This window comes from Streptomyces sp. NPDC107538 (genome assembly GCF_055657445.1).
Genome location: NZ_JBVKAY010000001.1, coordinates 506,116 through 529,081, shown reverse-complemented (window position 1 = coordinate 529,081; position 22,966 = coordinate 506,116). Strand labels below are relative to the sequence as shown.

At 73.1% G+C, this 22,966-nt stretch carries 22 protein-coding genes; 10 read left to right on the top strand and 12 right to left on the bottom strand.

Annotated features, from left to right (window positions below):
- Window positions 1–26: 26 nt before the first annotated feature.
- Window positions 27–533 carry a MarR family winged helix-turn-helix transcriptional regulator gene (locus ACZ7MG_RS02355; protein WP_471385779.1) on the bottom strand — a complete coding sequence of 169 codons (507 nt, stop codon included), beginning with the start codon at window positions 531–533 and terminating at the stop codon, window positions 27–29.
- Between the two features lie 388 nt (window positions 534–921).
- A complete protein-coding gene (locus ACZ7MG_RS02350; protein WP_471385781.1) occupies window positions 922–1,899 on the bottom strand; it encodes an SMP-30/gluconolactonase/LRE family protein in 978 nt (325 codons plus the stop codon).
- Window positions 1,900–2,402: 503 nt separating this feature from the next.
- Between ACZ7MG_RS02350 and ACZ7MG_RS02345 the strand changes: the two genes are divergently transcribed.
- The 5 genes from ACZ7MG_RS02345 (at window position 2,403) to ACZ7MG_RS02325 (ending at window position 6,392) form a co-directional block, all read left to right on the top strand.
- The gene (locus ACZ7MG_RS02345) at window positions 2,403–3,623 is read left to right on the top strand and encodes an MFS transporter (RefSeq protein WP_471385783.1); all 1,221 of its coding nucleotides are present in this window, start codon (window positions 2,403–2,405) and stop codon (window positions 3,621–3,623) included.
- A gap of 179 nt (window positions 3,624–3,802) precedes the next feature.
- Window positions 3,803–3,994, top strand: a complete 192-nt coding sequence (gene tgmA, locus ACZ7MG_RS02340; RefSeq protein ID WP_013005676.1) for a putative ATP-grasp-modified RiPP — start codon at window positions 3,803–3,805, stop codon at window positions 3,992–3,994.
- Window positions 3,995–4,010: 16 nt separating this feature from the next.
- Entirely contained in the window at window positions 4,011–4,994 is a 984-nt protein-coding gene (gene tgmB, locus ACZ7MG_RS02335) for an ATP-grasp ribosomal peptide maturase (RefSeq protein WP_471385786.1), read from the top strand.
- A 160-nt stretch (window positions 4,995–5,154) separates the two neighbouring features.
- Complete coding sequence (locus tag ACZ7MG_RS02330) at window positions 5,155–5,901, top strand: maleylpyruvate isomerase family mycothiol-dependent enzyme (RefSeq protein WP_471385788.1); 747 nt, start codon at window positions 5,155–5,157, stop codon at window positions 5,899–5,901.
- A 149-nt stretch (window positions 5,902–6,050) separates the two neighbouring features.
- On the top strand, window positions 6,051–6,392 hold the full coding sequence (locus ACZ7MG_RS02325; RefSeq protein WP_471385790.1) for a DUF6332 family protein: 342 nt from the start codon (window positions 6,051–6,053) through the stop codon (window positions 6,390–6,392).
- On the opposite strand, the gene ACZ7MG_RS02320 is transcribed toward ACZ7MG_RS02325, so the two are convergent.
- From ACZ7MG_RS02320 to ACZ7MG_RS02310, 3 genes are read right to left on the bottom strand one after another with little or no spacing between them, the layout of a single operon-like run.
- Window positions 6,353–7,018 (bottom strand): response regulator, encoded by a 666-nt coding sequence (locus ACZ7MG_RS02320; RefSeq protein ID WP_471385792.1) that lies wholly within the window; start codon window positions 7,016–7,018, stop codon window positions 6,353–6,355. The two genes, ACZ7MG_RS02325 and ACZ7MG_RS02320, sit on opposite strands and share 40 nt — an antisense overlap.
- Window positions 7,015–8,379, bottom strand: a complete 1,365-nt coding sequence (locus tag ACZ7MG_RS02315; protein WP_471385794.1) for a sensor histidine kinase — start codon at window positions 8,377–8,379, stop codon at window positions 7,015–7,017. Before ACZ7MG_RS02315 ends, ACZ7MG_RS02320 begins: the two co-directional genes overlap by 4 nt.
- Before the next feature lie 59 nt (window positions 8,380–8,438).
- On the bottom strand, window positions 8,439–9,143 hold the full coding sequence (locus tag ACZ7MG_RS02310) for a TetR/AcrR family transcriptional regulator (protein ID WP_471385795.1): 705 nt from the start codon (window positions 9,141–9,143) through the stop codon (window positions 8,439–8,441).
- A gap of 135 nt (window positions 9,144–9,278) precedes the next feature.
- On the opposite strand from ACZ7MG_RS02310, the gene ACZ7MG_RS02305 reads away from it, so the two are divergent.
- Complete coding sequence (locus ACZ7MG_RS02305) at window positions 9,279–9,731, top strand: nitroreductase family deazaflavin-dependent oxidoreductase (protein ID WP_471385797.1); 453 nt, start codon at window positions 9,279–9,281, stop codon at window positions 9,729–9,731.
- Between the two features lie 39 nt (window positions 9,732–9,770).
- Here the strand turns inward: ACZ7MG_RS02305 and ACZ7MG_RS02300 are convergent, their stop codons facing one another.
- Window positions 9,771–10,976, bottom strand: coding sequence for a geranylgeranyl reductase family protein (locus ACZ7MG_RS02300; RefSeq protein ID WP_471385799.1), 1,206 nt, complete (start codon window positions 10,974–10,976; stop codon window positions 9,771–9,773).
- Window positions 10,977–11,158: 182 nt separating this feature from the next.
- Between ACZ7MG_RS02300 and ACZ7MG_RS02295 the strand changes: the two genes are divergently transcribed.
- Window positions 11,159–12,514 (top strand): M20/M25/M40 family metallo-hydrolase, encoded by a 1,356-nt coding sequence (locus ACZ7MG_RS02295; protein WP_471385801.1) that lies wholly within the window; start codon window positions 11,159–11,161, stop codon window positions 12,512–12,514.
- A gap of 124 nt (window positions 12,515–12,638) precedes the next feature.
- Here ACZ7MG_RS02295 and ACZ7MG_RS02290 read toward each other — a convergent pair whose 3' ends face one another.
- From ACZ7MG_RS02290 to ACZ7MG_RS02280, 3 genes are all read right to left on the bottom strand, one after another.
- Window positions 12,639–13,676, bottom strand: a complete 1,038-nt coding sequence (locus ACZ7MG_RS02290; protein ID WP_471385803.1) for an NUDIX hydrolase — start codon at window positions 13,674–13,676, stop codon at window positions 12,639–12,641.
- Window positions 13,677–13,847: 171 nt separating this feature from the next.
- Complete coding sequence (locus ACZ7MG_RS02285; protein WP_471385805.1) at window positions 13,848–14,093, bottom strand: hypothetical protein; 246 nt, start codon at window positions 14,091–14,093, stop codon at window positions 13,848–13,850.
- A 314-nt stretch (window positions 14,094–14,407) separates the two neighbouring features.
- Window positions 14,408–15,352, bottom strand: coding sequence for an ROK family protein (locus tag ACZ7MG_RS02280; RefSeq protein ID WP_471385807.1), 945 nt, complete (start codon window positions 15,350–15,352; stop codon window positions 14,408–14,410).
- Between the two features lie 229 nt (window positions 15,353–15,581).
- Between ACZ7MG_RS02280 and ACZ7MG_RS02275 the strand changes: the two genes are divergently transcribed.
- Window positions 15,582–16,658, top strand: coding sequence for a LacI family DNA-binding transcriptional regulator (locus ACZ7MG_RS02275; RefSeq protein ID WP_471385809.1), 1,077 nt, complete (start codon window positions 15,582–15,584; stop codon window positions 16,656–16,658).
- A 3-nt stretch (window positions 16,659–16,661) separates the two neighbouring features.
- On the top strand, window positions 16,662–17,429 hold the full coding sequence (locus tag ACZ7MG_RS02270; protein ID WP_471385811.1) for a hypothetical protein: 768 nt from the start codon (window positions 16,662–16,664) through the stop codon (window positions 17,427–17,429).
- 14 nt (window positions 17,430–17,443) lie between these two features.
- Here ACZ7MG_RS02270 and ACZ7MG_RS02265 read toward each other — a convergent pair whose 3' ends face one another.
- Both ACZ7MG_RS02265 and ACZ7MG_RS02260 read right to left on the bottom strand, forming a co-directional pair.
- Window positions 17,444–19,345, bottom strand: coding sequence for a serine/threonine-protein kinase (locus ACZ7MG_RS02265; protein ID WP_471385813.1), 1,902 nt, complete (start codon window positions 19,343–19,345; stop codon window positions 17,444–17,446).
- Window positions 19,346–19,478: 133 nt separating this feature from the next.
- On the bottom strand, window positions 19,479–20,783 hold the full coding sequence (locus ACZ7MG_RS02260) for a DUF6986 family protein (RefSeq protein ID WP_471385815.1): 1,305 nt from the start codon (window positions 20,781–20,783) through the stop codon (window positions 19,479–19,481).
- 192 nt (window positions 20,784–20,975) lie between these two features.
- Here ACZ7MG_RS02260 and ACZ7MG_RS02255 point away from each other — a divergent pair, with 192 nt between their 5' ends.
- Window positions 20,976–21,881: an endonuclease/exonuclease/phosphatase family protein gene (locus ACZ7MG_RS02255; RefSeq protein ID WP_471385817.1), complete on the top strand. Its 906-nt coding sequence runs from the start codon at window positions 20,976–20,978 to the stop codon at window positions 21,879–21,881.
- A gap of 59 nt (window positions 21,882–21,940) precedes the next feature.
- Here ACZ7MG_RS02255 and ACZ7MG_RS02250 read toward each other — a convergent pair whose 3' ends face one another.
- Complete coding sequence (locus tag ACZ7MG_RS02250; RefSeq protein ID WP_471385819.1) at window positions 21,941–22,903, bottom strand: electron transfer flavoprotein subunit alpha/FixB family protein; 963 nt, start codon at window positions 22,901–22,903, stop codon at window positions 21,941–21,943.
- Between the last annotated feature and the right edge of the window lie 63 nt (window positions 22,904–22,966).

Sequence of the window (22,966 nt, the reverse complement as noted above, 5' to 3'; positions counted from 1 at the left end):
CGGCCCTTCCGGCGCGCGCCGGCGCGCTAGCGGCGCCGCCAGGGCAGGAGCGCCGGGTCCGCCGAGGCCCCCTCCGCGCGGACGAGGGCGTCGCCGATCGCCTCGCCGATCTCCGCCAGCTGGCGCACCTGTTCGGGGGTGAGGGCGTCGAAGACCACACGGCGTACGGCGTCCACATGGCCCGGGGCCGTGCGGACCAGCAAGGCCTGCCCCTCGTCGGTGAGGACGGCCAACTGGCCCCGGCCGTCGGCGGGGTCCTCCCGGCGGTCCACGAGTCCGGTACCGCCGAGGCGGTCGACCGCGTGCGTCAGCCGACTGCGGGTGATCTTCAGCCGGCGGGCCAGTTCGGACATGCCCAGGGCCCGGCCGGGCGCCGACGACAGGTGGGACAGCAGCGCGTAGTCGGCGTGCGTCATACCGGCGTCGCGGCGCAGCTGCCGGTTGAGGTAGTCGTGGAGCAGGGTCGAGAAGTCGATGTAGGCCAGCCAGTCCCGTTGCTCCTCGGCATCGAGCCAGCGTGGCGTAGTGGACATGATCGGACTCCAGCGGCCACCGTTCGAACCTCGATCACACCGACCTGGCCCGGGGCCCGGCCTCGATCCGTTCGGTGAGCACTGAGCACCGGCGCGGGTCCGTCGGTGTCGTCCGCCGGGGCGGACGACAATTCCGCTTCCGATTCCGCCAGGAGCGATTCGGGACGCCTCGGGTGCCGTCGTGAGAACGGTGTGGAATGCCGGGACCGATGGGGTGGGGAGAGGGCCTTTCACATGTCCGGAGCGCAATCGACGTATTCACATGGGGTATTCACATGGGGTATCCGGATCGTCATCGATGAATTCCCTTTGCGCAGACTGCGGGAATTCTGTCATCCGCAAGAGCGTCCGGGGCCGATGGCCCGCATACGGAATTCACCGCGGTCGGTCACTGATCGTGACGCCCACCGAGGTCGGCGAGCAGCAGGTTCGGGTCCCGCCTGGTGAAGAAGGCGCCGCTGGGGACGTAGACCGTGCGGTGGCGTACGGCCACGGAGGTCGGGTTGGAGAGGCCGGCCTCCGCGGTGAGGACGACGGTGTGGGTGCCGTCGGGGCGGACGAGGGCGAGTTCGTCGCTGAGGACCATCGCGGCGAGAACGGTGTTTCCGCGTCCAGTGAAGGCGAAGTCGTCGATTCCGACCAGGCCGGTCGCCCTGGTCCGGATCGCGCCCGCGTCGCCGTTCCGGCGGACGGGGATGCGCAGCAGGGTGCCCCGGTCGGTGTTGGAGACCCACACCTCGCCGTTGTGGACCTTCAGGCCGTTCGCGCCGACTCCGAAGCCGCCCTCCGAGGCCGGGAGCGGCTGGAGCGCGGTTCCCGTGGCCCATGCGGTGGGGACACCGCCCTGCTGCGGGACGCGCCAGACGGTTCCCCGGACCGAGTCGGCGATGTAGAGCACGCCCCGGCGCTCGTCGAGGCCGATGGCGTTGGGCAGTCCGTCGGCGGGCAGTTGGGCGATACGCCGGGGTGCGCGGCCGGGGGTGATGCGCCAGACGCCGGTCTTGTCGGTGCCGGTGGCGTAGGTGACGTACAGCGTGCCGTCGTGGGCGCGGGCGATGCCGAGGACGATGTCATCGCCGACGAGGGGGGTCCGCGGGTTGGGCTCGGCGGGCAGGGTCGCGAGGATGCGGGTGTGTCCTTGCTCGGTGACCCGGGCGACCTGGCGGGCGGCCGAGAAGGTCAGGTCGGCGGAGCCGTCCGGCTCCAGGGCGATGTTCTCCGGTGTCTGCCCCCGGGCGATGTCGAAGTGCGCGACGATACGCGGCCGGGACACGGCCTGCTCCCCGTCCGGCGGCGGAGCCGCGGCGAGCAGAGCGACGGCGGCGGTGACCGCGGCGACAGCGGGCAGGTGGGCGACTCGGGGCACGGGTTCTCCTCGGACAGGTCCTGTCACGCCACGACCGGCGCCCCACGAACATGCCGACGCCCCACCCGACGGCCCCGACAGTCACGGCCGCACATTCATCCAACCGGCGCAGGGCATACGGCCGGTCGGGGTCGCGCGGGGAGCCCTGGACGAGGCCCTGGACGAGGCCCGAAGCGACACCTCGGCAGGGCCTGTCCGGGACGCGGACGTTCACGGCGATCGGTGCCACCGCCGTCCCCCCACTGCGCCGACTGCGGCTCCGGCCCCGCCACCGGCCACTGGCGGGCACCCAGCACCCGCCACACCCCGCATCCGACCCACCGCCCGATTCCAGGCGCCCCTTCCCCCACCCGCAGACGATCCCCCTCCGCGCCCGCCCCCACCCGCGCCCGCCCCACCACGCCCACGCCCACGCCCACGCCCCAAACAACCTTGTCCCGCCCCCCACCCCCACCTAACCTGATTTTGTGCCGCGAATAAACAAAACCCGAACGCACAACGCCGTGCCGGGCCCCGAAGGCCGCGACGGTCACGTCCGCACCCCCTCCCACCTCCGCCCCCTGCGCATCACCCTCACCGCCTTCTTCGCCCTCGACGGCTTCGTCTTCGCCGGCTGGGTGGTCAGAATCCCCGCGATCAAGGAGCAGACCGGCGCCTCGCCGGGCGCACTCGGCCTCGCACTGCTGGGCGTGTCCGCCGGGGCGGTGATCACGATGATGCTCACCGGCCGCCTCTGCCGCCGCTTCGGCAGCCACCCGGTGACGGTCGCCTGCGCCGTCCTGCTGTCGCTCAGCGTGGCCCTGCCCCCGCTCACCCACTCGGCACTCGCGCTCGGCGCGGTCCTCCTGCTCTTCGGAGCGGCCTTCGGCGGCATCAACGTCGCCTTCAACAGCGCCGCCGTGGACCTGGTGGCCGCGCTGGGACGGCCGATCATGCCCAGCTTCCACGCCGCGTTCAGCCTGGGCGGCATGGTCGGGGCGGGCCTCGGCAGCCTGGTCGCGGGCTCCCTCTCCCCCACCCGCCATCTGCTCGGCATCACCCTCGTCGGGCTGCTGGTGACCACCCTGGCCGCCCCCACCCTGCTGCGCCACGCACCACCGGCACCCCCGGACCGCGCCCCGGAGCGCGACACCCCCGCGCGCGGCACCCGGGAGTCCGCCCCCGGCCGCCTGGACGGCCGTACGCGCGGCCTGGTGGTCGTCCTCGGTCTGATCGCCGGATGCACGGCGTACGGCGAGGGGGCGCTGGCCGACTGGGGCGCCCTGCATCTGGAGGCGGACCTGGACACCTCGCCGGGTGTCGCGGCGATCGGTTACACGTGTTTCGCGCTCGCCATGACCATCGGCCGGCTCACCGGGACGGCCCTGCTCGAACGGCTGGGCAGGACCACGGTGCTCGTGGCCGGTGGCGCGACGGCGACGGCCGGGATGCTGCTGGGCTCCCTCGCCCCCTCGGTGTGGGCGACCCTCCTCGGCTTCGCGGTCACCGGTCTGGGCCTCGCCAACATCTTCCCCGTGGCCATCGAACGGGCGGGCGCGCTGGCCGGTCCCGGCGGGGTGGCCACCGCCTCCACGCTCGGCTATCTGGGCATGCTGCTCGGCCCGCCCGCGATCGGGTTCATGGCCGAATGGTTCTCTTTGCCCGTCGCGCTCACGAGCGTCGCGGTACTCGCCGCTTTCGCCTCCCTCATCGCGTTCGCCACCCGTCACTCCACCGCTGAATGACCACTCACCGTTGCCCCGTCACACCTCGCGGTGCATGAAGTCAGCCCTCCGAGAACATGAGGCAACCATTCAGTCGTTCGATTCGTATAACTCCCTGGAGGCCCTGCGACCCGGCCGGACAGAGGGCGGCCGGAGCGTCACCATCCGCTTTTCCGGATGGTCCCGAACAAGGAGAAACGATGCGACTGTTCGTGCTCAACTACGCTCGCGCCGCTGAGCAGTTGGAGTTCAGCGCTCCGTACACCTACGACTCCGGGCTGCAGTTGAACGTGCTCGCCGACGGGCGGATAGCCGCTCACGACCAGGGCCTTATGCGGGAATTGGGGGCGACCACGTCCACCGCGGGTTCGAAGACCCATTTCGACGACTGAACGCGGACCGGCGACGATGACGGTGCTGATCCTCACCTGCGAACAGGATGTGACGGCGGACCTGGTGGTGGCGCGGCTCAACAGGACCGGCGTCCCGGTGGTCCGGCTCGATCCCGCCGACCTGCCCGGCGGCGTGGCGCTCTCCGGCGAGTACGTGCACGGCGCCTTCCGCGGCCATCTGTCCGCCGGGGGGCGCCTGGTGAGCATGAGCGGGCTGCGGTCGATCTGGCTGCGCCGGCCGGGGGTGCCGGCCAGCGGGGTCGCCGAGCCGTCCGCCTGGCTGACCGAGGAGTCCTCGCAGGCGCTGTACGGCATGCTGCGCGGCACGGGCGCCCGCTGGATGAACGACCCGGACGCGGCCCGGCGGGCCCGCCACAAGCCCTGGCAGCTCCGGCACGCCCAGCGCTGCGGGCTGCCCGTACCGGCCACGCTGATCACCACGTTCCCGCAGGCCGCCCGTGACTTCGCCGAGCGCTTCCCGGACCTGGTGGTGAAGCCGGTCTCCGGCACCCATCCGCAGGAGCCGGCCCGGACGGTCCCGACCAGCCGTGTCGCGCCCGGCACCGACTTCACCGCCGTGGCGTTCGGTCCGACACTGCTGCAGCGCCGGATCGCCAAGACCGCCGACATCCGGCTCACCGCCGTCGGCGACCGGATGCTGGCCGCCCGCAAGGCGGTCGCCCCGGACGCGCACCCCGACGAGGTGGACGTCCGCTTCGCCCCCTCCGCCGCGCCCTGGCAGCCGGTCGACGTCCCGGACCGCACCGCCACGGCCGTGCGCGCCTACCTCCGCGACGCCGAACTCTCCTACGGGGCCTTCGACTTCGCGGAGGACGCGGACGGGATCTGGTGGTTCCTGGAGTGCAACCAGTCCGGCCAGTTCGGGTTCGTGGAGATGGACACCGGCCAGCCGATCGCGCACAGCGTCGCCGAGTGGCTGGCGCACGGGGAACCGGGAGCGGGAACACGCCACGACGGCCGGATCCGCGCCACCCCCTGACGCCCCGACGACCGTGCCCACCTCGGCGCCCCCCGAACACCCCGCTCGCGCACGCGCCCGCCCACACGTACGCGCGCCCGACCGTCCCGCCCGCCCGCCACGCTCAGCCAACGTGCCGGGCGGGTGCCACGTACACCCTTCGTCGGGCAGACTCGCCCCCATGGAGACCGCCGAGCACATCAGAGCCCTGGACGAGGAAGGCCGGCTGCTCGTCACGGCCGCCCGCAAGGCCGGTACGGACGCCGAGGTGCCGACCTGCCCCGAGTGGCGGGTACGGGACCTGGTACGGCACACGGGAGCCGTGCACCGCTGGGCCACCGCGTTCCTCGCCGAGGGACTCCTCTCGCCCCGCCCCGTCCCGGACGAGCCCGACCTGGACGGGGACGCCCTGCTGACCTGGTTCGAGGACGGGCACCGACGGCTCGTCGACACCCTGCGCACCGCCCCCGCCGACCTCGACTGCTGGAGCTTCCTGCCCGCCCCCTCCCCACGGTCCTTCTGGGCCCGCCGCCAGGCCCACGAGACGGCCGTGCACCGTGTCGACGCGGAGTCCGCGCTCGGCGGTGAACTCACCGAGCCCGCCGTGGACTTCGCCGTCGACGGCATCGACGAACTCCTGCTCGGCTTCCACGCCCGCTCCCGCAGCCGGGTCCGTACCGAGGCTCCACGCGTCCTGCGGGTGCGGGCCACCGACACGGACGCCGTATGGACCGTACGGCTGTCCTCGGAGCCACCCGCGGCGCAGCGGGTGGCGGGGACGGAGGCGGAGGCGGCGGACGCCGACTGTGAGATCGCGGGCCCGGCGCCCCGGCTGTACCTGTCCCTGTGGAACCGGCTCCCCCTCCCCACCGTCACCGGCGACCCCGCACTCGCGGAGCTGTGGCGGGCCACCTCGGGCGTCGGCTGAACCAGGACCCGGAGGGCGCGCCTCCGGCCCGGTCGGGCGCGCCCAACTCCCTCGCCACGCAAGCCCGTTCCTTACCGGGTGCACCCATTCCCTTACCCGGTGCGTTCGTTCCCTTGTCGGGCACGCCCGGCCGCCCCCACACTCGGCCCATGGGGAGACGAACGCAGGCCGAGCGGGACGCGATGACCACGGAGATCGGCTTCGCGCTCTTCGCGGGGTCGGTGCTGGCGGGCGCGGCCTATTTCGGCGTGACCGAGTTCCTGCCGGACGTCGTGGGCTCCCTGCGCGACCGGCCGAGCATGCTCGGCGCCCTCGCGGTGTCGCTGACCGTGGTGGTGTTCATCGCGGTCGTCACGATCGTGCTGACCCGTTTCCGCCATGCCATGCGCCCTCCCGGCCGGAGCCCCGCGAAACCCGCCCGTACCGTGGAACCCGTCCGCCGGGACCCCGCTCAGCCCAGCCAGCCCGGCCGCACCAATCCCGACTCGTAGGCCAGCACGACGAGTTGGGCGCGGTCGCGGGCGCCCAGCTTCACCATCGTGCGGCTCACATGGGTCTTGGCGGTGAGCGGGCTGACGACCAGTCGGCGGGCGATCTCGTCGTTGGTGAGGCCGATGCCGACGAGGGCCATCACCTCCCGCTCCCGCTCGGTGAGCCCGGCGAGCGAGGCGAGCGCCGAGGGTTCCTTGGAACGGGCCGCGAACTCGGAGATCAGCCGCCGGGTCACCCCCGGCGACAGCAGCGCGTCGCCGTCGACCACCGCCCGTACCGCGCGCACGAGTTCCTCCGGTTCGGTGTCCTTCACCAGGAAACCCGACGCGCCGGAGCGGATCGCCTCGAAGACGTACTCGTCCAGTTCGAAGGTGGTCAGCATGACGACCCGGACGCCGTCGAGGCCCGGGTCCCCGGTGATGCGCCGGGTCGCGGCGAGCCCGTCGAGCACGGGCATGCGGATGTCCATCAGGACCACGTCCGGCCGGAGTTCACGCACCCGGCGCAGTGCCTCCTCGCCGTCGGCGGCCTCCCCGGCCACCTCGATGTCGGGCTGCGCGTCGAGCAGCGCCTTGAACCCGGCCCGCACCAGCGCCTGGTCGTCGGCCAGCAGTACGCGGATCACCGGTCCTCCTCGACCTCGTGGGACGCCCGCGCCGAAGGCCCTCGGGACGCCCGTCCCGGCAGTACGGCGAGCACCCGGAACCCCCCGTCGGCGCGCGGTCCCGCGTCGATCCTGCCACCGAGCGCGGCGGCCCGCTCCCGCATCCCGACGAGTCCGTTGCCGCCACCGCCCGCGTCGGCGGCCGTCGCGGGCCCGTCGTCGTCGATCCGCAGCCGCAGCTCACCACCACCGTGATCTAGGCGCACGCGCGCGTGCCGCGAACCCGAGTGCCGTACGACGTTGGTGAGCGCCTCCTGGACGATGCGGAAGGCGGCGAGATCGGCACCTGGTGGCAGCCGGGGCGGTGCCTCGCCCTCGATGTCGACGGTCAGGCCCGCGCCGGCGGCCTGCTCGACGAGTTCGGGGAGCCGGTCGAGGCCCGGGGCGGGGGTGCGCGGGGCGTCGCCGGGGGTGCGGAGGGTGTCGAGGACCTGGCGGACCTCGCCCAGGGCCTCCTTGCTGGCGGCCTTGATGGTGGTGAGCGCGGTGCGGGCCTGTTCCGGGTCGGAGTCGAGGAGGGCGAGGCCGACACCGGCCTGGACGTTGATGACCGAGATGCTGTGGGCGAGGACATCGTGCAACTCACGGGCGATCCGCAGCCGTTCCTCGTCGGCCCGCCGCCGGGCGGCCTGCGCGCGCTCGGCCCGCTCCCGCGCCCACTGCTCACGCCGGGTGCGGGCCAGCTCCGAGAGCGCGACGATCGCCACGCCCCAGGTGACGACGGCGACCTCCTGCCCCCAGCTCGCGGCGTCGTCCCCGCCCGGCGGCAGCCACCGGTACAGCCAGTGCGCCACCAGCACATGCCCCGCCCACAGCGCCCCCATCGCCGTCCAGGCGGCCCTGCGGTGCCCGGCGACGATCGCGTTGAAGCAGCCGACGGCGACCGTGAGGAACACCGGCCCGTACGGGTATCCGGCCCCCAGGTACACCATGGCGGTCGCGGCCGTCCCGAAGGCCACGAGCACCGGGTGGCGCCACCGCCACAGCAGCAGGAGGGCGCCCACGAGCAGCAGGACGCGCGCGAAGGGGTCGAGCGCGGCACGCTCGTCCGTCTGGGACCCGGCCGCCGCGTTCGAGCCGACCAGCACGAAGACGGTGAACAACAGCGTGGAGCGCCAAGGCCACCGGGGACGGGCCTCGTCACCGTCCGGCCGGTTCCACCACGAAGGTCCGCCCCCGTCCGGCCGGTTCCACCACGAAGGTCCGCCCCCGTGCCACCGCCGCCACGCCGGCCCGCCCCGCGCCGGGGTACCGTCCCACGCCTGCGGACCGCCCCGCTCGCGGGGGCCGGCCGCCCGCGTATCCCTCTCCCTCGCTCCCATACCGGCCACGCTAGACGCCGCCCACCGGGCACGACGTCACCCGAGCGAGGGGATCACGTCTACTCCCCGTGAAGTACGCCCTTGAGCCCCACCTGGCGGGCGAGGCCGTCCGCCGCGTACCGGAAGAAGATCTCGCGCTCCTCGACGACCCGGTGGAACTGCCCGAACACCTCGAAGCCGACCAGCCCGAACAGCTGCGCCCACGCCCCGACCAGCCCAGGGGCCGCCTCCGGGGGCAGCTCGGGCGCGAAGTCCCCGGCCATCCGCCGCGCCTCGGGCAGCAGCTCGGCCGGCAGCTCCGGCCGCGCCGTCCCCTCGGCGCGGTGGGCGTCCCCCGTGATCCCGATGAGCACCCGCCCGACCCGGGCCGCGGCCGGCACCGTCGAGTCGGGCGCGGTGTACCCGGGCACGGGCGAGCCGTAGATCAGCGCGTACTCGTGCGGCCGGGCCAGCGCCCACCTCCGCACCGCCTCGCAGACCGCGACCCACTGGCCCGCCGGGCTCTCCGCGGCGGCCTCGGCCCACGCGGTCTCGGCGGCCTCGCCGAGGGAGTCGTAGGCGTCGATGATCAGGGCGGTCAGCAGGTCGTCGCGGCTGGGGAAGTAGCGGTACAGCGCGGAGGAGACCATGCCGAGTTCCCGTGCCACGGCCCGCAGCGACAGCTTGGCGGCACCCTCGGCGGCGAGCTGTCTGCGCGCCTCGTCCTTGATGGCGGCGGTGACCTCGATCCGGGCGCGAGCGCGGGCCCCTCGTGCTGTGCTCATGCGAAGGAGTGTGCCACAAAGGCAGAGCACCGCACACAAACGAGAGCACTGCTCTTGCATCCGACCGCCGAACTCGTGCACACTGCTCTCAAGCGAGAGCAGTGCTCTCGCATTCGAATCCCACGGAGGAACCCCATGTCGTCGTCGCCCCACTACATCAAGGCCAACCCCTTCGACCGCGCGGTCAACGGCATCATCGGCTGGCTCGCCCGCCGCGGTGTCAGCCTCCTCGGTACGGCCGAGCTGTCCGTGCGGGGCCGCAAGAGCGGCGAGTGGCGCCGGCTGCCGGTCAACCCGTTGCCGTACGACGGCGGCCCCTACCTCGTCTCGGCGCGCGGTCACTCCGAGTGGGTGCGCAACATGCGGGCGGCCGGTGGCGGACGGCTCCAGGTCGGCCGCCGGGTGCAGGAGTTCACCGCGGTCGAGCTGCCCGACGCGGAGAAGCCCGTGGTGCTGCGCACCTACCTCAAGAAGTGGGGCTGGGAGGTGGGCCGGTTCTTCGGCGACGTCGACGCCGACTCCACCGACGAGGAGCTGCTCGCCGCCGCGCCGAAGCACCCCGTCTTCCGGATCACCGTGCAGCGGTGACCGGGCGGGGTGCGCCCGGCAAGGAGCAGGCTCCCGGCCCTACTTGTCGAACCTGGTCAGCGCGCGCTGGGCGATCGGATGGCTGCGCACGATCTCACCCAGGGAGGTCGACCCGCGGGTGATGTCGACGAAGGCCCGCCAGGCGGGCCGGAACCCGGTGAGTGCCGCGTGGAAGAGGCCGGGCCGCCGCTCGAAGGCGATCAGCAGCCGCTTGCCGACGCTCATCTCGACGCCGAGCCCCGCCTTCACGGCGAACGCGTAGTTGAGGGCCTGGCGACGGGTGTCCACCGCGTCGTGCGCCTCGGCGATCCGTACCGCCCACTCCCCCGCGAGCCGTCCGGAGCGCAGCGCGAAGGAGATGCCCTCCCGGGTCCACGGCTCCAACAGCCCCGCCGCGTCCCCGCAGACCAGCACCCGGCCCCGCGACAGCGGCGAGTCGTCGGCCCGGCAGCGCGTCAAGTGCCCGGAGGAGACGCTCGGTTCGAAGCCGGCGAGGCCGAGCCGCCCGATGAAGTCCTCCAAGTACCGCTTGGTGGCGGCGCCTTCACCGCGCGCGGAGATCACGCCCACGGTCAGGGTGTCGCCCTTGGGGAACACCCAGCCGTAACTGCCGGGCATCGGGCCCCAGTCGATGAGGACCCGCCCCTTCCAGTCCTCGGCCACGGTCTCCGGAACGGGGATCTCCGCCTCCAGGCCGAGGTCGACCTGGTCGAGCTTCACCCCGACATGGGCTCCTATGCGGCTGGCGCTGCCGTCCGCCCCGACGACGGCCCGCGCGAGCAGCGTCTCACCACCCTGGAGGACGACGGCGACCGTGCGCCGGTCGGGCACGGCCGAGCCGTGCTGCTCGACCCGGGTGACCGTGACGCCCGTCCGCAGTTCGGCACCCGCCTTCTGGGCGTGCTCGACGAGTTGCTGGTCGAACTCGGGCCGGTTGATCAGCCCGAACAGCATCTGTTTCGACTTGCGCGTACGGGCGTAGCGGCCGTCCAGCGAGAACGTGACCGCGTGCACCCGGTCCTTGAGGGGCAGTTCGAAGCCGGGCGGCAGCGAGTCGCGCGAAGGACCGATGATGCCGCCGCCGCACGTCTTGTACCGCGGCAGTTCCGCCTTCTCCAGCATCAGGACGCTGCGTCCCGCGACCGCCGCCGCGTAGGCGGCCGAAGCCCCTGCGGGGCCCGCGCCCACCACGACGACGTCCCACACCCGCTGCACGTCGTCCGCCGAAGAGTTCTCGCTGCTCACGATGGTCTACTGCTCCCGATCCAGCCGCCTGCCGCACCTGTCCCACGCATCCTACGGCGGGTGACGCCCCAGGCCGCTGTGGGAGGATCGGCAGCGCGTGCGCCCTACACCGACACACCGGGCGGGGGCGTACGCGGCCACCCACCCACCAGGACAACGTCGCACCCACGAGGAGCGTGCCCATGCCGTCGAACCCGGTCGCCGAGACCGTCGCCGCACTGATCCCCAGGGCGCGGGAGGAGCTGACCGAGCTGGTGGCCTTCAGGTCGGTGGCGGACTTCGACCAGTTCCCGAGGAGCGAGAGCGAGGGCGCCGCGAACTGGGTCGCCGACGCGCTGCGCGCCGAGGGCTTCCAGGACGTGGCCCTGCTCGACACCCCCGACGGCACCCAGTCCGTGTACGGCTTCCTCCCGGGCCCCGAGGGCGCTAAGACCGTCCTCCTCTACGCCCACTACGACGTGCAGCCGCCGCTGGACGAGGCCGCATGGCTGTCACCGCCGTTCGAGTTGACCGAGCGCGACGGCCGCTGGTACGGGCGCGGTGCCGCCGACTGCAAGGGCGGCGTGATCATGCACCTGCTCGCACTGCGGGCCCTGAAGGCGAACGGCGGCGTCCCCGTCCACATCAAGGTGATCGCCGAGGGCTCCGAGGAGATGGGCACGGGCGGGCTCCAGCGGTACGCCGAGGCGCACCCCGAACTCCTCGCCGCCGACACCGTCGTCATCGGCGACGCGGGCAACTTCCGCGTGGGCCTGCCGACGGTGACCTCCTCCCTGCGCGGCATGATCCTCATGCGCGTACGGGTCGACGCCCTCGAAGGCAACCTGCACTCGGGCCAGTTCGGCGGCGCGGCCCCCGACGCGCTGGCCGCGCTGATCCGCGTCCTGGACTCCCTGCGCGCCGAGGACGGCACCACGACCGTCGACGGCCTCCCCAGCGACGGCACCTGGGACGGTCTCCAGTACGCCGACGAGCAGTTCCGCCAGGACGCCAAGGTGCTCGACGGCGTGGAGCTGGTCGGCGCCGACACGGTCGCCGACCGCATCTGGGCCCGCCCGGCCGCCACCGTGCTCGGCATCGACGCCCCGCCCGTGGTCGGCGCGACCCCGTCGATCCAGGCGGGCGCCCGCGCCCTGGTCGGCCTGCGCGTCCCGCCGGGCACCGACGTCCAGCACGCGATCAAGCTGCTCGAATCCCACCTGGTCGCACACACCCCGTGGGGCGCCCGGGTGAGCTGCGAACTGATCGGCCACGGCCAGCCGTTCCGCGCCGACACCTCCAGCCCGGCCTACGAGGCGATGGCCGCGGCCATGGCCGTCGCCTACCCCGGCCAGGAGATGCAGTACGCGGGCCACGGCGGCTCCATCCCCCTCTGCAACGCCCTCGCCGCCCTCTACCCCGACGCCGAGATCCTCCTCATCGGCCTCAGCGAACCCGAGGCCCAGATCCACGCGGCCAACGAGAGCGTGTCCCCGGAGGAGCTGGAACGCATGTCCGTGACAGAGGCGTTGTTCCTCCAGAACTACGCGGCGAACTGACCGCACCCGCGCCCCGAAAGGGGCGCGGGGCTGTGACATATGCGGCTCCGCCGCGTGGGCGCGAGCAACCACGCCCCACCCGCACCCGCCGCACAACCGACCCCCCACGGCGGCAAAGCGAACCTCACACCGGCACCCCGGCCTCCAAGTACAGCGCAGCGCCCCGCTCCCGCGCCCGCAACGCCCACCGCAACCGCTCAAAGCGAACCGGCGGCAACAGATCCGCCGCCTCCTCCTCCGTGACGAACCTCCAGTCCCGCAACTCGGGCCCGGGCAGCACCGGCCGCTGCTCCCCCCGCACATCGAGCCGCCCCCCGTCGAACAGCAACCGCAACCCGCCGTACCTCGGCCGCGCCGGCGCCTCCCAGTCCACGACCAGCAGCCGGGGCACCTCCGCCAGCCGTATCCCGGTCTCCTCCAGCACCTCCCGCACCCCCGCCCGCGCCGGAGCCTCCCCGGCCTCCACGACCCCGCCGGGGAACTCCCATCCGGGCTTGTAGGTCGGATCGACGAGCAGTACCCGGTCCTCCTCGTCGAACAGCAGAACCCCCGCGGCGACCGTCTCGGCGGTCGGCTCGGGGGTCTGCACGATGTCGCACACGGGTACGTCGTCGGCGGCCACGGCGTCGGCGATGCGCCGCGCGGTCTCGTACGGGGTGAGGGCGCCGGTGTCGACGAGATGGGCGTCGGCGGTGAGCCAGCCGCTCAGCGCGGCGCGATAGGGCGCGATGTGGTCGTACGCCCATTGACGCAGCCGCATCTCGCCGTCGGGGAGGTCGGGCGGAATCTCCCGCCCGGCTATTCGCTCCCGCAGTATCGTTTCGGCCGGGGCCAGCAGCAGATGCCGTACGGGTATGCGGCGGGAGGCGAGGCCGCCGAAGATCTCGTCGCGGTACTCCTGGCGGAGCAGGGTCATGGGGACCACGAGGGTGCCGCCCAGCTCGGCGAGCAGCGCGGCGGCGGTGTCGACCACGAGCCGTCGCCAACTCGGCAGGTCCTGGAAGTCGCCGACCTCGGCGAGGCGTTTGGCCGGCAGCATGTGCGTCAGTGCGCCGCCGATGACCTCGGGGTCGAAGAGCGTGCTGTTCGGGATCAGTTCGATCAGTTCCCGTGCGGTGGTGGTCTTCCCCGCACCGAACGCACCGTTGATCCAGACGATCACGGTTCCCCCTCTTCTGTTGACCCCCTGAGGCTTGCCCTCCACTCCGCCACGGAAACCAGCCGCTGCCGAGCAGCCCGAATACGCGGGCGGCGGGCCCCCACCCGAGTGGGGACCCGCCGTCTGCGAGGCACGGAAGAGCGGGCGGTGGATCCACCGCCCGCCACAAGCCCGTCAGCCTTCCTTGCCGCCCTTGCCCTCCTGGTCCGCGTTGCCGCCCAGGGCGTCCTCGTCGACCGCCAGGCTGTCGCTGGAGACCGTCTTGCCGACCGTGCCGAGCGTGTCCTCGACATCCAGTTTGCTCAGGCCGTCCGTCTTCCCGAGCGCGTCCGTGGCGTCGAGACCGTGCGACGGCGTGACGGCCGCGACGACGAAACCGGTGGCGAGGGAGGCGATGGCGAGCATGCTGCGCTTCTTCATGCCCCGCTCAACTGCGGAACGGGCCGAGGGGTCACGCCCCGATTTCCAGGGCCGTGGCTTTCCGTTTCGGCTGGGACCGGTCCGGGTCGGCCCTGGCCCGATGTCGACTGCGGGCCGGTGGGGGCTTCTCGCGCAGTTCCTCGCGCCCCTTGAAGGCCCGCGCCCCTTGAAGGCCTGCGGCCCTTTCGGGCCGAAAGCAAGGGGCGCAGCCCCTGCTTTTCAGGGGCGCGGGGAACTGCGCGACCAGCCCCCACCGGCCCGCAGTCGACATCCGGCCACGGCCCACCCGGCCCGGGAGGCCCCGCGCCACGGGCTCACCCGGCCTCGGCCCCCCGCCCGGCCAGCGCGGCCGCCGCCGCTCCCACCAGACCCGCGTCGGTCCCCATCACGGCGGGGGCGACGGTGAGGTCCTGGACGAAGGAGAGCGTGGCGTAGTTCTTGAGGGCGGCGCGGAGCGGGGCGAAGAGGACATCGCCCGCGTTCGCCACACCGCCGCCGATGACGGCGATGTCGATCTCGACGAGGGTGGCGGTGGCGGCGATCCCGGCGGCGAGGGCCTGCGCGGCTCGTTCGAAGGAGGCCACCGCGACCGGGTCACCGGCCTGCGCGGCGGCGGCGACCGCCGCGGCCGAGGTGTCCCCGTCGGGGCCGGGCCGCCAGCCGTTCTCCAGGGCGCGCCGGGCGATGTTGGGCCCGCTGGCGATGCGTTCGACGCAGCCCCGGGCGCCGCACGGGCAGACGTCGCCGTCGAGGTCGACGCTGATGTGGCCGATGTGACCGGCGTTCCCGGTGGGGCCCGCGTGCAGCTTTCCGCCGAGGACGAGGCCGCCGCCGACGCCCGTCGACACGACCATGCACAGGGCGTTGTCGTGGCCGCGCGCCGCGCCCTGCCAGTGCTCGGCCGCCGTGATGGCCACTCCGTCGCCGATCAACTCGACGGGCAGCCCGCCGGTCACCGCCCGGACCCGCTCGACGAGGGGGAAGCCGCGCCAGCCGTGGATGTTCACCGGGCTCACCGTGCCGGCGGAGGCGTCCACCGGACCCGCGCTGCCGATCCCGACGGCCGTGGCCCCGCTCCACCGAGGATCGGCGGTCAACTCGCCGAACACCTCCTCCACGGCCCGCATGACGGTCTCGCCGTCCTCCTGCGCGGGTGTCGGGCGCTGGGCGCGTACCAGAATCCGGCCGTGGCCGTCCACCAGCGCTCCGGCGATCTTGGTGCCGCCGATGTCGAGCGCGGCCACGAGGTCGGTCTGCATCAGTGTCAGTTCTCCCGCTGCGAGTCTCCTACCGGGCGCCCGAACACAGCGGCACCCGGATCTCCGGCCGGAAAACGGGCAGCACGACGCTCGCCTGGTGGGGGGCGCCGGCCGGAGAATGCGATAGACAGTCTCCCCCGGCTGTGACAACGTTGTCCAGGCTCTATGCTCGACGCCACATCCTCAACAGCCGCACATTTCCGTCACGGCACACCACCGAGCCCACCCCATGGACGACAGGACAGGACAGCGCACCGTGCCCGAGACCGCAGGCGGCATCGCCCGCCGCCCCGAGAACCGCTACGGCAACCGTCCCACGATGAAGGACGTCGCGGCGCGGGCCGGGGTGGGTCTGAAGACGGTCTCCCGGGTGGTGAACGGCGAGCCGGGCGTCACCCCGGACACCGAGCGCCGCGTCCAGGAGGCCATCGAGGCGCTCGGCTTCCGGCGCAACGACAGCGCCCGTGTGCTGCGCAAGGGCAGTACGGCCACCATCGGCCTGGTCCTGGAGGACCTCGCCGACCCGTTCTACGGCCCGCTCAGCCGGGCGGTGGAGGAGGTGTCCCGCGCCCACGGCTCACTGCTGATCAACGGCTCCAGCGCGGAGGACCCGGACCGTGAGCAGGAGTTGGCGCTCGCCCTGTGCGCCCGCCGGGTCGACGGGCTGGTGATCATTCCGGCCGGGGACGACCACCGCTATCTGGAGCCCGAGATCAGGGCGGGCGTCGCCACGGTGTTCGTGGACCGTCCGGCGGGCCGGATCGACGCCGACGCCGTGCTCTCGGACAGCTTCGGCGGGGCCCGCGACGGCGTCGCCCATCTCATCGCCCACGGCCACCGCCGGATCGGCTTCATCGGCGACATGCCCCGGATCCACACCGCCGCCGAGCGGCTGCGCGGCTACCGGGCGGCGATGGAGGACGCGGGCATAGAGGTCCAGGACGCGTGGATGTCCCTGGGCGTCACCGACCCCGAGCGGGTCCGCAGGGCCGCCGAGGACATGCTGTCCGGCCCGGCTCCCGTCACGGCGGTCTTCGCGGGCAACAACCGGGTGACCGTCACGGTCGTACGGGTCCTCGCCGAGCATCCCCGCCCGGTCGCCCTCGTCGGCTTCGACGACTTCGAGCTGGCCGATCTGCTCCGCCCCGGCATCACGGTCGTCGCCCAGGACCCCGCCCGGCTGGGCCGCACCGCCGCCGAGCGCCTCTTCCAGCAGCTGGACGGCTCCCTCGTCACCCCCGAGCGCATCGAACTGCCGACCCGGCTGATCGCCCGCGGCTCGGGCGAACTCCCGCCCGCGGACTGACCCTTGGACGCCCCCGACCCCCGTACGCTCGAAGCACTGGGCCTCGCCGTGGCGCCGCGCGAGGACCCGCTGAGCTATCCGGGCGCGTGGCCCGCCGAGTCGGCGCTGCTGGACGGCAACCGGATGCTGCCGCTGGACACGCTGGTCTTCGAGGACCGCGTCCCCGTCCTCTCGGTCGGCTCCAACGCCTGCCCCGCGCAACTCGTGCACAAGATGGCCGAGCACGGTGTCGCGTGCCGGATCCCCATGGTGAGGACCAGGGTCACGGGCATCGGGATCGGTGTCTCCGCCCATGTCAGCCTGCTCGGCTACCTGTCCGCGTCACCGTTCCACTCCCCCGGCGCCGTCACGGAGTTGTTCCTCACCTGGCTCGACGAGGCCCAGCTCGCCGTGGTCGACTCCAGCGAGGGCGTCGACTCCCCGACCGGCAACTTCCAGCGGGCCGCCCTGCCCGGCGCCGACTTCCGCGTCGAACTGGAGTCGGGCGAAGTCCTCGACCACGCCTGGATCTACGTCAACCGGTGGGGCGTCCTGCTCGACGGCGGCCCCGGACCGCGCCCCCACCCCGGCCGGCAGCGCCCGCTGATCACCGAACTCCTCGCCGCGTCCCCGGAGTTGCGGGACCTGTTCGGCACCACCCCCGACGAGTTCGCGGCCCGCGCCCGCGGCAACCGGGAACTGTGCCTGCGGGGCCGGGAGTTGTTCGCCGAGCACCGGTGGACGACGGTGTCGGGCCTGGAGCAGTACGTACGGCCGCACCCGCGGGCGTAGCGCGTGTTCCCGGCTCAGCAGACCGGGAGGCCGGGCACCGGGGCGTCGTTGTCGCCGCCCTGCACGTAGACGACGCTGACGTAGACATTGGTGTTGCCGCTGTCGTCGTCGGTCTTGGCCCACCAGACGTTGGTCCACTGACCGGAGGTCTCGCGGCGGCCCAGGTTCTCCTGGCAGAAGAAATAGTTGGTGCCCTGCTTGAGGATGCCGACCTCGGTGCCGGAGGCCGTGTAGGACTTGGCGGTGGTCCAGACCGTGCAGTTGTACTTGCCGCCGCCGATGGAATGGCAGACCGGGGCCTCCTTGGTCGCGCCGCCGGTCGTCCCGCCGGTCGTGGAGCCACCCGAGGTGTCCGAACCCCCGGTGCCGCCACCGGTCGTGTCGCCGCTCGTGTCCTGCGACGGGGAGGCGGACGTGTCGCTGTCCTTCCCCTCGTCGTCCTTCTCGGTCTTCTCGCTGGGACTCGGGGAGGTCTTGTCGTCCTTCCCCTTCTCCTTCTCCTCGCCGCCGGAGCCGTCCGCTATGTCGACCGTGCCCCGGCTGCGGCCCGGGGAGGGCGTGCCGCTGCTCGATCCGTCGGCCGAGGGCCGGGCACTCGTCCCCGTGTCGTCGTTCGCGTTGAGCAGCGCGACCGTGCCAGCCGTGGCGGCCAGGACGACGGTGACGGCCACGGCGGCAAGCAGGGCGCGGCCCTTGCGGCGACGGCCGCCGTCGGTCGAGGACACGGTGGTGGCGGCGCCGGAGGCGGGTACGGGCGGCTGCGGGGCACCCGCGCCGGGCCCGCCGATCGCCGGGGACGCCCCCGTGCCGGGCCCCGGCAGCGGCTGGGGCGGTCCGAAGCCGGGCGTCGGGCCGGTCGAGCCGACCCCGGCGCCCGCGCCCGCTCCCGTCCCACCGAACCCGGCGCCCGCGCCCGTGCCGTCGAGCCCTCCGCCCGCCGTGGCCGGGCCGAAGCCCGGCGGTACCGAGGGAACGCTCCGCTCGGTCTCCGCCCTCGGCCCCGGCGCCGGGCCGCCGCCGATGCCCGCGGTCGGGGAGTCGAGCGCGGCCCCGGCGGCCACGGCCTCCAGCAGGGCGCGGGCCCGGTCGGCGTCCGGGCGGTACTCCGGGCGCTTGTCCATCAGCTGTTGCAGGACCGGCCCGAGAGGTCCCGCCCGCCGGGGTTCGGGCAGCGCGTCGCTCACGATCGCGGTGAGCGTGGACCAGGTGGACGTACGCCGGAACGGGGAGGAGCCCTCGACGGCCGCGTACAGGGTGGCGCCGAGCGCCCAGACGTCGGAGGCGGGGCCGGGGTCGTTGCCCTGGGCGCGTTCGGGGGCCAGGTAGTCGAGGGAGCCGACGAGTTCGCCGCTGCGGGTGAGGTGGGTGGCGGAGCCGTCGCCCGGGTTCTCCATGGTGGCGATGCCGAAGTCGGTGAGGACGACGCGGCCCGAGCGGTCCAGGAGGATGTTGCCGGGCTTGACGTCGCGGTGGAGCACACCGACGCAGTGGGCGGCGGCGAGGGCTTCCATCACCTTGGCGCCGATGGCGGCGGCCTCGCGCGGGTCGAGCAGGCCCCGGTCGTTCAGGACGTCGTCCAGGGACGGCCCGTCGACCAGTTCCATGACGATCAGCGGGCGTCCGTCGACCTCGGCCACGTCGTGCACGGCGACGACCCCGGGATGCCGGACCCGGGCGGCGGCCCGTGCCTCGCGCTGCATCCGCAGCCCCAGGTCGGCCAGTTCGGGCGCGCCCGCGTCGGTGTAGGTGCGCAGCTCCTTGAGGGCGACCTCGCGGTGGAGCACCTCGTCCACGGCCCGCCAGACGACACCCATGCCGCCACGCCCGAGCTGCTCCACGACCCGGTACCGCCCGGCGAGAACCCGCCCGACACCGTCCGTCTGTCCGCCCGCCTGTCCGTTCGCCCCCGAAGACACCCGCGCCTCGTTCCTGTGACACACCGATGAATCGCGTACAGCCTAAGCCGTGGTCGGGGGCGCTCCGGACCGGTGGCAACGGCTGTCACAGGACCGCTACTTGTGTCGCCGCCGGACCGCGTCTCGTTGGCCCCTACTGGGCGGAAATCGTCAGATCCGCCCGTCGCGGGGCCGCGAAACCCTCCAGGTCGGCTCGGGTGAGGCCGGTCGCGACGGACACCTCGTCGATGTCGAGGGCGCCGCAGTCCAGGCCGCGCAGCAGATAGCCGCTGAGGGCCTTGGCGGTCGCGGGCTCGTCCATCACGTCGCCGCCGGCGCGGTTGGCGTACCGGGAGAGGCGGGCGGCGGCCTGTGCGTAGCCCTCGCGGTAGAAGGCGAAGACGGCGGCGTAGCGGGTGGGGAGGTGGCCGGGGTGCATGTCCCAGCCCTGGTAGTAGGCGCGGGCGAGGGCGCGGCGGGTGAGGCCGTAGTGCAGGCGCCAGGCGTCGTGGACCTGCGCGGTGGGGCCGACCGGCAGGACGTTGGTGGAGCCGTCGGAGACGCGTACGCCGGTGCCGGCCGCCGCGACCTGCATGATCGCCTTGGCGTGGTCGGCGGCCGGGTGGTCGCTGGCCTGGTGGGCGGCGGAGACGCCGAGGCAGGCGCTGTAGTCGAAGGTGCCGTAGTGCAGCCCGGTGGCGCGGCCCTCGGCGGCGTCGATCATGCGGGCGACGGTGGCGGTGCCGTCGGCGGCGAGGACGGCCTGGCTGGTCTCGATCTGGATCTCGAAGCCGATCCGGCCGGGCTCCAGGCCGCGCGCCTTCTCGAAGGCCTCCAGGAGCCGGACCATGGCGGTGACCTGCTCGGCGTACGTCACCTTGGGCAGGGTCAGGACGAGTCCGTCGGGCAGTCCGCCGGCCGCCAGCAGGCCGGTGAGGAAGATGTCGAGGGTGCGGATGCCCCGGTCGCGCACCGGCGCCTCCATGCACTTCATGCGGATGCCCATGTACGGGGCGGCCGTGCCCTGGGCGTACGCCTCGGCGATCAGCCGGGCGGCACGGGCGGCGGTCTCGTCCTCCTCGGCGTCGGGGCGCGGCCCGTAGCCGTCCTCGAAGTCGACGCGCAGGTCCTCGATCGGCTCGCGCTCCAGCTTTGCGCGGACGCGGTCGTAGACGGGTGCGGCGAGGTCGTCGTCGAGGCCGAGGACGGCGGCGAAGGAGGCGGCGTCGGGGGCGTGTTCGTCGAGGGCGGCGAGGGCCCGGTCGCCCCAGGTGCGCAGGGTGTCGGCGGCGAAGGCGTCACCGGGGACGTAGACGGTGTGCACGGGCTGGCGGGTGCCGGGGTCGCCCGGGTAGCGGCGCTCCAGTTCCGCGTCGACGGGGGCGAGGGAGGCGCTGATCTCCTCGCTGACGGCGCCCGCGAGACTCGTCGCCACGTTCTCCTGCCGGCCCTGCCCCATTCCACACCCTCCATTTTCCACACTGCGGAATTACAAATCCGTATGACGAAGCTAACCCTCGCTCTCCACCCCGGTCAACACTGTCCAGGAGTGGGATTCCCCATGCTTTCCCGCTGGTCACTGCTGAAACGGCCGCTGCTTCCGTATTGACTGGGGCAAGGTTCATCCTGACTCCCCAGGGGAGGAGATCGCGTGCCGAAAGAGGTCGGAGTGACGCGTCGCCAAGGGCTCCGGTCCGCGGCGGCCGCCGCCATCGCCGTACCGCTGCTGACCACGGCGGGCTCGTCGCAGCCGGCGTCCGCCGGCGAGTACGCGGGCGCCCTGAACGTCATGACGTTCAACGTGCGCTTCGCGACCGTCGTCGACAAGACACCGCGCTGGTCCGTGCGCCGTCCGGTGATGCGGGAGCTGCTGCGCCGCGAGCGACCGCATGTCATCGGCACCCAGGAGGGGCTGTACCAGCAGCTGCGCATGATCGAGAAGGATCTCGGCGGCCACTACGACTGGATCGGCACCGGCCGAGGGGGCGGCAGCAAGGACGAGTTCATGGCGATCTTCTACGACACCCGCAGACTCGACCCGATCGAGTTCGATCACTTCTGGCTGTCCGACACCCCGTACACGATCGCCTCCAACACCTGGGACGCGGACTGGCTGCGCATGGTGACCTGGGTGAAGTTCGCCGATCTCGCCGACGGGGGACGGGAGTTCTATGTCCTCAACACTCACCTGGACAGCGTCAGCCAGTACGCCCGGGAGCGCTCCGCCGGGCTGATCGGCGAGACGATCGCCGGGTGGGACCCGACGGCGCCGGTCGTCGTCACCGGCGACTTCAACGCGGCGGCCCACGACAACCGGGTGTACGACCTGATGCTGGACAGCGGGCTCGTGGACGCCTGGGACGCGGCGGCCTCGCGCACCCAGGCGTACGGCACGTACCACGGCTACCGGGCGCTCAAGCCCGGCGGCAGACGCATCGACTGGATCCTGACCTCGCCGGGGGTGACGACCCACTGGGCGGCGATGAACACCTTCTCCGTCGACGGGACCTTCCCGAGCGACCATCTGCCGGTGCAGGCCTCGCTGACCCTGGGATGAGCCGAGGCCCCCGCGACCGTAGGAAACGGTCGTGGGGGCCTCGGCGAAACCGGTGGGGCTCAGCCCTTGCGGGCCTTGACCTCCTCGGTGAGCTGCGGGACGACGTCGAAGAGGTCGCCGACCACGCCGTAGTCGACGAGGTCGAAGATCGGGGCCTCGGCGTCCTTGTTGACGGCCACGATGGTCTTCGAGGTCTGCATGCCGGCGCGGTGCTGGATGGCGCCGGAGATGCCGTTGGCGATGTACAGCTGCGGCGAGACCGACTTGCCGGTCTGGCCGACCTGGTTGGTGTGCGGGTACCAGCCGGCGTCGACGGCGGCGCGGGAGGCGCCGACGGCCGCGCCGAGGGAGTCGGCGAGCGCCTCGATGATCGCGAAGTTCTCGGTGCCGTTGACGCCACGGCCGCCGGAGACGACGATCGCGGCCTCGGTCAGCTCCGGACGCCCGGTCGACTCCCGCGGGGTGCGGCCGGTGACCTTGGTGCCGGTGGCCAGCGCGCCGAACGTCACGGCGAGCGCCTCGACCGCGCCGGCGGCCGGGGCGGCCTCGACGGCGGCCGAGTTGGGCTTGACCGTGATGACCGGGGTGCCCTTGGAGACACGGGACTTGGTGGTGAAGGAGGCGGCGAACACCGACTGCGTGGCGACCGGGCCCTCGTCACCGGCCTCCAGGTCGATGGCGTCGGTGATGATGCCGGAGCCGATGCGCACCGCGAGACGGGCGGCGATCTCCTTGCCCTCGGCGGAGGACGGGACCAGCACGGCGGCCGGGGAGACGGCGGCGACGGCGGCCTGCAGCGCGTCGACCTTGGGTACGACGAGGTAGTCGGCGTACTCGGCGGCGTCGTGGGTGAGGACCTTGACCGCGCCGTGCTCGGCGAGCGCGGCGGCGGTGTCGGCCGCGCCGTTGCCGAGCGCGACGGCGACGGGCTCGCCGATGCGGCGGGCCAGGGTCAGCAGCTCCAGGGTGGGCTTGCGGACGGCGCCGTCCACGTGGTCGACGTAGACGAGAACTTCAGCCATGGGAATGCTCTCCTGCGGATTGCGAAGGCTTGAGGGGCGATGAGGGAGTGGGCCTCGGCCGGG

Excerpts from the sequence above, each read along its gene's own strand:
- ACZ7MG_RS02355 (WP_471385779.1), bottom strand. The coding sequence starts at position 533 with ATGTCCACTACGCCACGCTGGCTCGATGCCGAGGAGCAACGGGACTGG.
- tgmA (WP_013005676.1), top strand. The coding sequence starts at position 3,803 with ATGCGACTGTTCGTGCTCAACTACGCTCGCGCCGCTGAGCAGTTGGAG.
- tgmB (WP_471385786.1), top strand. The coding sequence starts at position 4,011 with ATGACGGTGCTGATCCTCACCTGCGAACAGGATGTGACGGCGGACCTG.
- ACZ7MG_RS02330 (WP_471385788.1), top strand. The coding sequence starts at position 5,155 with ATGGAGACCGCCGAGCACATCAGAGCCCTGGACGAGGAAGGCCGGCTG.
- ACZ7MG_RS02325 (WP_471385790.1), top strand. The coding sequence starts at position 6,051 with ATGGGGAGACGAACGCAGGCCGAGCGGGACGCGATGACCACGGAGATC.
- ACZ7MG_RS02315 (WP_471385794.1), bottom strand. The coding sequence starts at position 8,379 with ATGGGAGCGAGGGAGAGGGATACGCGGGCGGCCGGCCCCCGCGAGCGG.
- ACZ7MG_RS02310 (WP_471385795.1), bottom strand. The coding sequence starts at position 9,143 with ATGAGCACAGCACGAGGGGCCCGCGCTCGCGCCCGGATCGAGGTCACC.
- ACZ7MG_RS02305 (WP_471385797.1), top strand. The coding sequence starts at position 9,279 with ATGTCGTCGTCGCCCCACTACATCAAGGCCAACCCCTTCGACCGCGCG.
- ACZ7MG_RS02295 (WP_471385801.1), top strand. The coding sequence starts at position 11,159 with ATGCCGTCGAACCCGGTCGCCGAGACCGTCGCCGCACTGATCCCCAGG.
- ACZ7MG_RS02285 (WP_471385805.1), bottom strand. The coding sequence starts at position 14,093 with ATGAAGAAGCGCAGCATGCTCGCCATCGCCTCCCTCGCCACCGGTTTC.
- ACZ7MG_RS02280 (WP_471385807.1), bottom strand. The coding sequence starts at position 15,352 with ATGCAGACCGACCTCGTGGCCGCGCTCGACATCGGCGGCACCAAGATC.
- ACZ7MG_RS02275 (WP_471385809.1), top strand. The coding sequence starts at position 15,582 with ATGGACGACAGGACAGGACAGCGCACCGTGCCCGAGACCGCAGGCGGC.
- ACZ7MG_RS02260 (WP_471385815.1), bottom strand. The coding sequence starts at position 20,783 with ATGGGGCAGGGCCGGCAGGAGAACGTGGCGACGAGTCTCGCGGGCGCC.
- ACZ7MG_RS02250 (WP_471385819.1), bottom strand. The coding sequence starts at position 22,903 with ATGGCTGAAGTTCTCGTCTACGTCGACCACGTGGACGGCGCCGTCCGC.